At 68.7% G+C, this 7,818-nt stretch carries 8 protein-coding genes; all 8 read left to right on the top strand.

Annotated elements, in window-relative coordinates; all coding sequences use genetic code 11:
* Positions 1–268: 268 nt before the first annotated feature.
* Complete coding sequence (locus H074_RS23955; RefSeq protein WP_007032648.1) at positions 269–2,284, top strand: neutral/alkaline ceramidase; 2,016 nt, start codon at positions 269–271, stop codon at positions 2,282–2,284.
* 17 nt (positions 2,285–2,301) lie between these two features.
* Complete coding sequence (locus H074_RS23950; RefSeq protein WP_007032647.1) at positions 2,302–3,261, top strand: sphingomyelin phosphodiesterase; 960 nt, start codon at positions 2,302–2,304, stop codon at positions 3,259–3,261.
* A 34-nt stretch (positions 3,262–3,295) separates the two neighbouring features.
* Positions 3,296–4,600: an MFS transporter gene (locus H074_RS23945; protein WP_007032646.1), complete on the top strand. Its 1,305-nt coding sequence runs from the start codon at positions 3,296–3,298 to the stop codon at positions 4,598–4,600.
* Positions 4,597–5,997 carry a pyridoxal phosphate-dependent decarboxylase family protein gene (locus tag H074_RS23940; RefSeq protein ID WP_007032645.1) on the top strand — a complete coding sequence of 467 codons (1,401 nt, stop codon included), beginning with the start codon at positions 4,597–4,599 and terminating at the stop codon, positions 5,995–5,997. Before H074_RS23945 ends, H074_RS23940 begins: the two co-directional genes overlap by 4 nt.
* 75 nt (positions 5,998–6,072) lie before the next feature.
* A complete protein-coding gene (locus H074_RS23935; protein ID WP_007032644.1) occupies positions 6,073–6,504 on the top strand; it encodes an SRPBCC domain-containing protein in 432 nt (143 codons plus the stop codon).
* Positions 6,494–6,829, top strand: coding sequence for an ArsR/SmtB family transcription factor (locus tag H074_RS23930; protein WP_007032643.1), 336 nt, complete (start codon positions 6,494–6,496; stop codon positions 6,827–6,829). Before H074_RS23935 ends, H074_RS23930 begins: the two co-directional genes overlap by 11 nt.
* Positions 6,826–7,104, top strand: a complete 279-nt coding sequence (locus H074_RS23925) for an SRPBCC family protein (protein ID WP_007032642.1) — start codon at positions 6,826–6,828, stop codon at positions 7,102–7,104. Before H074_RS23930 ends, H074_RS23925 begins: the two co-directional genes overlap by 4 nt.
* Entirely contained in the window at positions 7,101–7,787 is a 687-nt protein-coding gene (locus H074_RS23920; RefSeq protein WP_007032641.1) for a DUF899 domain-containing protein, read from the top strand. Before H074_RS23925 ends, H074_RS23920 begins: the two co-directional genes overlap by 4 nt.
* Positions 7,788–7,818 lie beyond the last annotated feature (31 nt).

The following is a 7,818-nucleotide window of genomic DNA, read 5'->3' as shown; positions in this document are numbered from 1 at the left end:
CACCAACACCCCTTGACATCTATAGGAGCATCTTTCGGGACATCCAACGTCGCGAAAGTGGCTTTCGCGACACGCCCCGACACCACGAAGCCCCCTTTGCCCTACCCCTCAATGGGACCAGCCTTACCACTCACGAGAACGTGCGCCGCCATCACCGGCCCGCTCGAAGCCCCGCGCCTTTCGTGGGTTGCGACCGTGAGGCCCATCACGTAGCGTCCCGGCCACGAACATGAAGTCGGTTCATGTTCGTGGCCGGGAGGTGCGACACATGACGGTGAGCCGGAGGCGGGTTCTCGCGGGCGCGGCGGCGTTGCCGGTCGCGGCGAGTGTGCTCGGTGCGCGGAGCGCGCAAGCGGCGCCATCACAGGGTTTCCGCGTCGGCGTCGGGATCTCCGACGTCACCGGCCCGGCCGCCGAGAACGGCATGATGGGCTACTCGATGCCGCAGCAGCAGACCGCCGGCATCCACCTCCGCACCCGGGCGCGGGCCTTCGTGGTCGACGACGGCGCCAAGCGGATCGCGTTCGTCACCGCCGATCTCGGCGCGTTGTTCCAGTCCGTCCACCAGGGCGTGATGCGCAAGCTCCAAGCCGCGTACGGCGACCTGTACACCGAGCAAAACGTGCTCCTCAACGCCACGCACACCCACTCCGCGTGCGGCGGGGATTCCCATTACGCCGCCTACGATCTGGCGATCCTCGGTTTCCAGCAGGAGGTCTACGACGCCGTCGTCGACGGGATCTTCGAGGCGATCAGCCGGGCGCACGCGAACCTCGCGCCCGGGTCGATCCGGCTCGGCCGCGCCGAACTGACCAAGGCGAGCGTCAACCGCTCACGCAAGGCCTTCGACCTGAACCCGCAGGCGGACAAGGACCACTTCCCGCAGGCGATCGACCCGGCCGTCACGGTGCTGCGGTTCAGCCAGAACGGCGTCGACGTCGGCGCGATCAGCTGGTTCGCCACGCACGGGACGTCGATGAGCAACGGCAACCACCTGATCAGCGGCGACAACAAGGGTTACGCCGCCTACGAATGGGAGCACGACCAGGCCGGTGTGCGTTACCTCGACGGGAACCCGCGGTTCGTCGCCGCGTTCCCGCAGACCAACACCGGCGACATGAGCCCCAACCTGAACCTCGAACCCGGCACGCCCGAAACCGAGTTCGAGAACACCCGCACCATCGGCGACCTCCAGTTCCGCGCGGCGAAGAGCGCCTTCGACGCCGCGGCCGAGGCCGTGACCGGTGGCGTCGATCACCGGATGTGCTACGTGGACATGTCCGACGTGGCCGTCGACGCGAAGTACACGCCGAACGGGCGGCCGCAGCGCACCTGCACGGCCGCGATCGGGGTGTCGATGCTGGCGGGCAGCCGCGAGGACGGACCCGGCCTGCCGCTCCCTGAAGGAGTGAAGAACCCGTTCATCGACTGGCTCGGCGGCATCGACGCGCCGATCCCGCAGGCACTCGCCGACGCGCAGGCGCCGAAGGTGATCGCGGTGCCGTTCGGCGCGATGAAGCCGTATCCGTGGACGCCCGAGGTCCTGCCGCTGCAGCTCGTCCGCATCGGACAGCTGCATCTCGTGGCCGTGCCCGCCGAGCTCACCATCGTCTCCGGGTTGCGGCTGCGCCGGACCGTCGCCGCCGAACTCGGTGTCCCGCTGGAGAACGTGCTCGTCCAGGGTTACGCCAACGCGTACAGCCAGTACGTCACCACTCCCGAGGAGTACGACTCGCAGCAGTACGAGGGCGCGTCGACCCTCTACGGCCGGTACACACTTCCGGCGTACCAGCAGGAATTCGCCAAACTCGCGGCCGCGATGAAGGCGGGGACGACGGTCCCGCACGGGCCGACGCCGCGGGATCTGCGCGGCAAGCTGATCAACTTCCAGCCCGGGGTCGTCTTCGACAGCCCGCCCGCTTTCAAGAACTTCGGCGACGTCCTGGTCGACGCGAAGAGCACCTACGCGCGCGGCGAACAGGTCGCGGTCGAGTTCGTCACCGGGCATCCGAAGAACGACCTCCGGCGCGGCGGCACCTTCCTGGAGATCCAGCGGCTGGCCGACGGCGAGTGGGTCCGCCACGCCGACGACGGCGACTGGGACACGAAGTACCACTGGGCGCGGACGTTCGTCGCCGAATCGAAAGCCGTCGTCCACTGGAAGATCCCCGCGAACGCCCCGATCGGCAAATATCGCGTGGTCCACTTCGGCAACTGGAAGAACGGCTGGAACGGAGTGATCTCCGCGTTCAGCGGAACCTCGAGGACGTTCGTCGTCTCCTGACACCGGAAGGGTCTTTCGTGCGGAAGCTCGCCGTACTCGCCATCGCCGCCGCCATGTTCGCCGGAACCGCCGTGCCCGCCCAAGCGGCGGTCTCTGTGAAGGTCATGGCGTTCAACATCTGGCAGCTGCCTTGGATCGCCGGCCCGAACACTTCGGACAAGCAGGCGCGGGCCCGTGCGGCGGAGGCCGTCATCCGCGCGAACGACGCCGACGTCGTCGTCCTGGACGAGGCTTTCAGCGCCCAGGCGGAGGAAATGCGCAACCGGCTGAAGGACGTCTGGCCACATCAGACCCCGCTCGTCGGCCAGTACTGTGGTATCTCACCGGGCTGGACCACGGTGAACGGCAACTGCTCGAATTCCCCCATCGTGGTCAACGGCGGGGTCACCGTGCTGAGCAAGGCACCGGTGACCGAACAGCACCAGCTGGTGTTCCGCAACTCCTATTCGGGCACCGCGGATTACCTGTCCAACAAGGGCGCAGCACTCGCGCGGCTGGTCGTCAACGGGAAGCCGCTCTGGATCGCGGGCACCCATATGCAGGCCGACGAGGGACCGGAGACGCTGCCGAACGCGCACGACATCCGGATGGCGCAGCTCGGCGAGATCCGGGACCTGGTCACGAAATACGCGCCCGCGGGCGAGCCGGTCGTCGTCGCGGGCGATCTCAACATCGAGTACTGGGCGGGGCAGGCACGCAAGGACTCCCTCGGCCGGACCCAGCTTCAGCAGGGCGAAGCCTTCCTCGACGGCGTCCTCCGTACGACGGGCGAAGGCGCGTACACCTTCGACGCGGCGACGAACACGAACGCGGCGAAGTCCGTTCCGGCGACTTATCGCGACTCGCTGGACTACGTCGGAGCCGTACGCGCGGGCGGCCGTCCACTCGCCGCTGTCGGCCCGGTACAGCTCGTGCATTACGACGGTGGCACGATTCCCTCCGACCACTACCCGGTGGTGGCCAAGATCCAATACTGAGGCCTTCATCGGGAGAACCGCCTCGAGGAGGATCATGGCATCGCTGCCAGCACGGACGAGGTACCGCTACTCGCTCGGCTCGTTCGTCACCGGCGCCTTCGGCACGGTTCCCGGTCTGCTCCTCCTGAAATACCTCACCGACACGATGGGCGTCGCGGCGGGCGTGGCGGGCCTGATCGTGTTCGTTCCCAAAGCGTGGGACGTGCTCTTCAACCCGATCGCGGGAAGGCTGTCGGACGCGGACATGGTCCGCACCGGCAGCCGCCGCCGGTTCCTGCTCTACGGCGGCATCGGCGTCTCGATCCTTTTCGCGGCCCTGTTCGCGCACCCGGGCTTCGGCGGCCCGGTGCCCGACGCGATCTACGTCGTCGTCGTGTTCCTGTTGTGCGCCACCGCGTACGCCTTCTTCCAGGTACCGTTCAACGCGCTGCCCGCCGAGCTGACCGACTCGGCCGAAGAGCGCACGAAGCTGACCAGCGTCCGGATCGGCTTCCTCGCGGTCGCCATCCTGGTCTCCGGCGGTGGCGCGCCCGCGATCACGGACCTCATCGGCGGCGTCGCCGGCTACCGGGTCATGGGCCTGTTCATCGCCGTGGTCATCCTGCTCGCGACGCTCGGCGTGTACTTCGGGCTGAAGGACGCTCCCGTCGGCGCGCTGCGGCCGAACACGGTGAGCCCGCGCGAACTGCTCCGGACGCTCGCGCGGTGGCGGCCGTTCCGCTGGCTGCTCGGGGTCTACTTCATCCAGGCGCTCGGCATCGGCACGGTGCTGGCCGCGATCCCGTTCTTCGCCGAGCGGATCCTCGGCAGCTCCGGCTACTCGACGGTCCTGTTCGTCGGTTTCGTCGGCCCGGCGCTGCTGACCATGCCGCTGTGGCCGAAACTCGGGGCGAGCGTCGGGAAACTCGCCGGGTTCCGGATCGCCACCGCCGCCTTCGGTGTCGGCCTGCTCGGGCTCCTCGGCGCCGAGGTGTTCCCGTTCGCCGTCACGATGGTGTTCGTCGCCTTCTGCGGTGTCGGCTACGCGGGCATCTCGGTGTTCCCGCTGGCGATCCTGCCGGACCTGATCAGCGACGAGGAGGAGCGGACCGGCGAGACCAGGGCCGGGGTCGCGGCCGGGGTCTGGACCGCGTCCGAGACGCTGGGGCTCGCGCTCGGGCCGGGGATCTGGGGGCTGGTGCTGCAGTTCGGCGGCTACCAGTCCAGCCTCGACGCCAAGGTCGCGCAGCCCGACAGCGCGCTGACGGCGATCCTGCTCGGCGCGTCTATCCTCCCGGCCGTGCTGATCGTGCTGGGCATTCCGCTGCTGCGCAAGTCGGTGCTGGAGCGCCGGTCGTGACCGCCGAGGACGTCCTGAAGGAACTGCGGGAACTGCGCGCGGGGGACCTCCCGACACACGGTGGCCGGACACTCGCGTACGTCTACGACAGCGGCCTGTCCGAAGTGGACGAACTCGGCGCGGCCGCGCACGCGCTGGCCTCGTCGGCCAACGGACTCGACCCGACGGCGTTCCCGAGCCTGCTGCGGATGGAGAACGACCTCGTCGGCACCGCAGCCCGGTTGCTGGGCGGTACGGCGGAGACGGTCGGTTCGGTGACCTCGGGCGGCACGGAGTCGTGCATGCTCGCCGTCCTGGCCGCCCGCGACGCGCGTCCCGAAGTGTCTTCGCCGACGATCGTGCTGCCCACGACCGCGCACGCCGCGTTCCGCAAGGCGGCGCATTTCTTCGGTGTCCGCGTGGTCTCGGTACCGGTCGATCCGGTGACCTTCCGCGCTATCCCCGAGGCGATGGCCGCGGCGGTCGACGACAGCACGGTGCTCGTCGTCGCGAGCGCGCCGTCGTACGCCCACGGCGTCCTCGACCCGATCCCGGAGATCGCCGGGCTGCTGCACGGCGTCCGGTTCCATGTCGACGCCTGCATCGGCGGCTGGGTGCTGCCGTACCTGGGGCTCGGCCCGTTCGGCTTCGACGTTCCCGGCGTCACCAGTGTGTCGGTGGATCTGCACAAGTACGCCTACTGCCCGAAAGGCGTGTCGGTTCTCTTGCACGCCGATGCCGGGCTGCGTCGTCCCCAGTATTTCGCCAGCGCCGACTGGCCCGGCTACACGATGCTGAACACCACGCTGCAGAGCACGCGGTCCGGAGGCCCGCTCGCCGCGGCGTGGGCCGTCGTGCGTCATGTCGGCGAAGAGGGTTACGGGAAGCTGGCTTCGGCGGCGCGTGAGGCGGCCGTGGAGATCCGAGCCGGGATCGAGGCGCTGGACGGATTGCGAGTCCTCGGCGATCCGGTGTCGACTCTGCTCGCGTTCACCGTGGAGGACGGCGCAGGGTTCGATCTGTTCACCGTCGCGGACGAGATGCGCGAACGCGGCTGGTACGTCCAGCCGCAGTTCGCCCACGAGTCGTCGCCCGCGAACCTGCACCTGACCGTGACGGCCGCGAACCGGGGGAGTGAGGAGGAGTTCCTGACCGACCTCGCCGCTTCGGTCGTGGCCGCCCGCGACGCGGGGCCGGTCGTCGTCGACCCGCGGGTGGCCGAGTTTGTCGCCGCATTGGACCCCGCGACCTTGACACCGGAGCAGTTCGCCGGACTGCTGGCGGCCGCGGGTCTCGGCGGCGAGGTGGGGCTGCCCACCCGGATGGCGGAGATCAACGCTCTGCTGGCCACGGCACCCGGTCCGCTGCGGGAGCGGCTGTTGCTCGAGTTCCTCGGCGCGCTGTACACGGCTTCCTGAACTCGCCTTGACGCAATCAGTCAGTTGCTATACAAAGTTATAGCAACCGATTGATTGCTACTTGAGGAGGCTGTCGTGGGATTCCCTGACCGGATCGAACGCACCGTCGAGATCGCCCATCCGCCCGCGAAGGTCTGGGCCGCGCTGACCACGGCCGAGGGCCTGGGCACCTGGTTCGGGAACCAGGCCAGCATCGACCTGCGGCCCGGTGGTGACGCCGAGATGAAATGGGACGAGGGGCACAAGGCGATCATGCGCGTCGAGCGCGTCAAAGAGCCGGAGATCTTCGGCTTCACCTGGAACATCTACGGCCTGCCCGACGACGACCCTCGCCGCACCTACGTCGAGTTCACCCTCGTCCCGAACGGCGAAGGTACGCGGCTCACCGTCGTCGAAACCGGCTTCTCCCAGCTTCCGGACGACGCCCACCGTGTCGCTTTCGAAGGGAACACGGAGGGGTGGGCGGCCGAGCTGGGCGAACTGATCGAATACCTCGATGCCGCCTGACACCGAAGCGATCGCCGAACAGGTCTTCGTCGCACTGGCCGATCCGAGCAGGCGGGGCATCCTCGCCACCCTGGCCTCGGGCGGCCCCGCCACGGCGACCGACCTGGCCGACCGGCTGCCCATCACGCGGCAGGCCATCGCCAAGCACCTCGCGCTGCTGACCGACGCCGGGCTGGTCACCCCGGAGCAGGGGGAGCGGCGCCGTGTCCGTTACCGGCTGCACTCGGCCCCGATGCAGGTCGCGCAGCAGTTCCTCGCCGCGCTCGCCCGCGATTGGGACGGGCCGCTCGCGGCACTGAAAGACCATCTGGAGGATTCCTCATGAGCTTCACGACGAGCTTCACCGTGGACCAGACGCCGCAACAGGTCTTCGAGGCCTTCACCGACGTCCGCCGGTGGTGGCCGGAAGAGATCGAGCACACCGGCGACGAGTTCGAGTACCACTTCGACCTCACCCGGGACGAGACCGAATCGGTCGGCACCACGATCACGTTCGAGATCGGCGAGAAGGACGGCGAGACCGAAGTGCGCTTCACCCACCACGGGCTGGTCCCGGAGCCGAACCGGCAAAGCGTCCTGCCCGCGGAGCCGGCGCGATGAACACGGTGTCGGCGGCCGAATGGGAGGAAGCGCGTCTTCGGTTGCTGGTGAGGGAAAAGGAGCTGACCCGCGCCCGCGACGCGCTCGCGGCCGAGCGGCGGCGGATGCCGTGGCTCGCGGTGGAGAAGCCGTACGAGTTCGAAGGCCCGTCCGGGCCGGTGAACCTGCTCGACCTGTTCGAGGGACGGCGTCAGCTGATCGTCTACCGGGCCTTCTTCGATCCCGGCGTGGAGGGTTTCCCCGACCACGCCTGCAAAGGCTGTTCGCTGGTGGCCGACCAGGTCGCGCACGTCGCGCACCTGAACGCCCGCGACACCACCCTGGCCTTCGCCTCGCGGGGCACGCAACCGGACATCGCGCGGCTGAAGACGCGGATGGGCTGGCGGATGCCGTGGTACACGATCACCGGCGACTTCGACGTCGACTTCGGAGTCGGCGAATGGCACGGCACCAACGCCTTCATCCGAGAAGGCGACCAGGTGTTCCGGACGTACTTCGTCAACGGCCGCGGTGACGAGACGTTGGGCAGCACATGGAGCTACCTCGACATCACCGCACTGGGGCGGCAGGAGGAGTGGGAGGACTCGCCGGAGGGGTATCCGCGGACGCCGCCGTACGAGTGGTGGAACTGGCACGACGCTTACGACGGTGCCGCACCCGCCGGTGGCTGCTGTGCGGGCTGACCGGGCGGCCTCGTGAGTGGTAAGGACGGTT

Source organism: Amycolatopsis decaplanina DSM 44594 (assembly GCF_000342005.1).
Lineage (GTDB): Bacteria > Actinomycetota > Actinomycetes > Mycobacteriales > Pseudonocardiaceae > Amycolatopsis > Amycolatopsis decaplanina.
Note: the sequence above shows the minus strand (reverse complement) of the source record. Positions and strands in the feature narration are given on the sequence as shown.

Excerpts from the sequence above, each read along its gene's own strand:
- H074_RS23920 (WP_007032641.1), top strand. The coding sequence starts at position 7,101 with ATGAACACGGTGTCGGCGGCCGAATGGGAGGAAGCGCGTCTTCGGTTG.
- H074_RS23955 (WP_007032648.1), top strand. The coding sequence starts at position 269 with ATGACGGTGAGCCGGAGGCGGGTTCTCGCGGGCGCGGCGGCGTTGCCG.
- H074_RS23945 (WP_007032646.1), top strand. The coding sequence starts at position 3,296 with ATGGCATCGCTGCCAGCACGGACGAGGTACCGCTACTCGCTCGGCTCG.
- H074_RS23925 (WP_007032642.1), top strand. The coding sequence starts at position 6,826 with ATGAGCTTCACGACGAGCTTCACCGTGGACCAGACGCCGCAACAGGTC.
- H074_RS23930 (WP_007032643.1), top strand. The coding sequence starts at position 6,494 with ATGCCGCCTGACACCGAAGCGATCGCCGAACAGGTCTTCGTCGCACTG.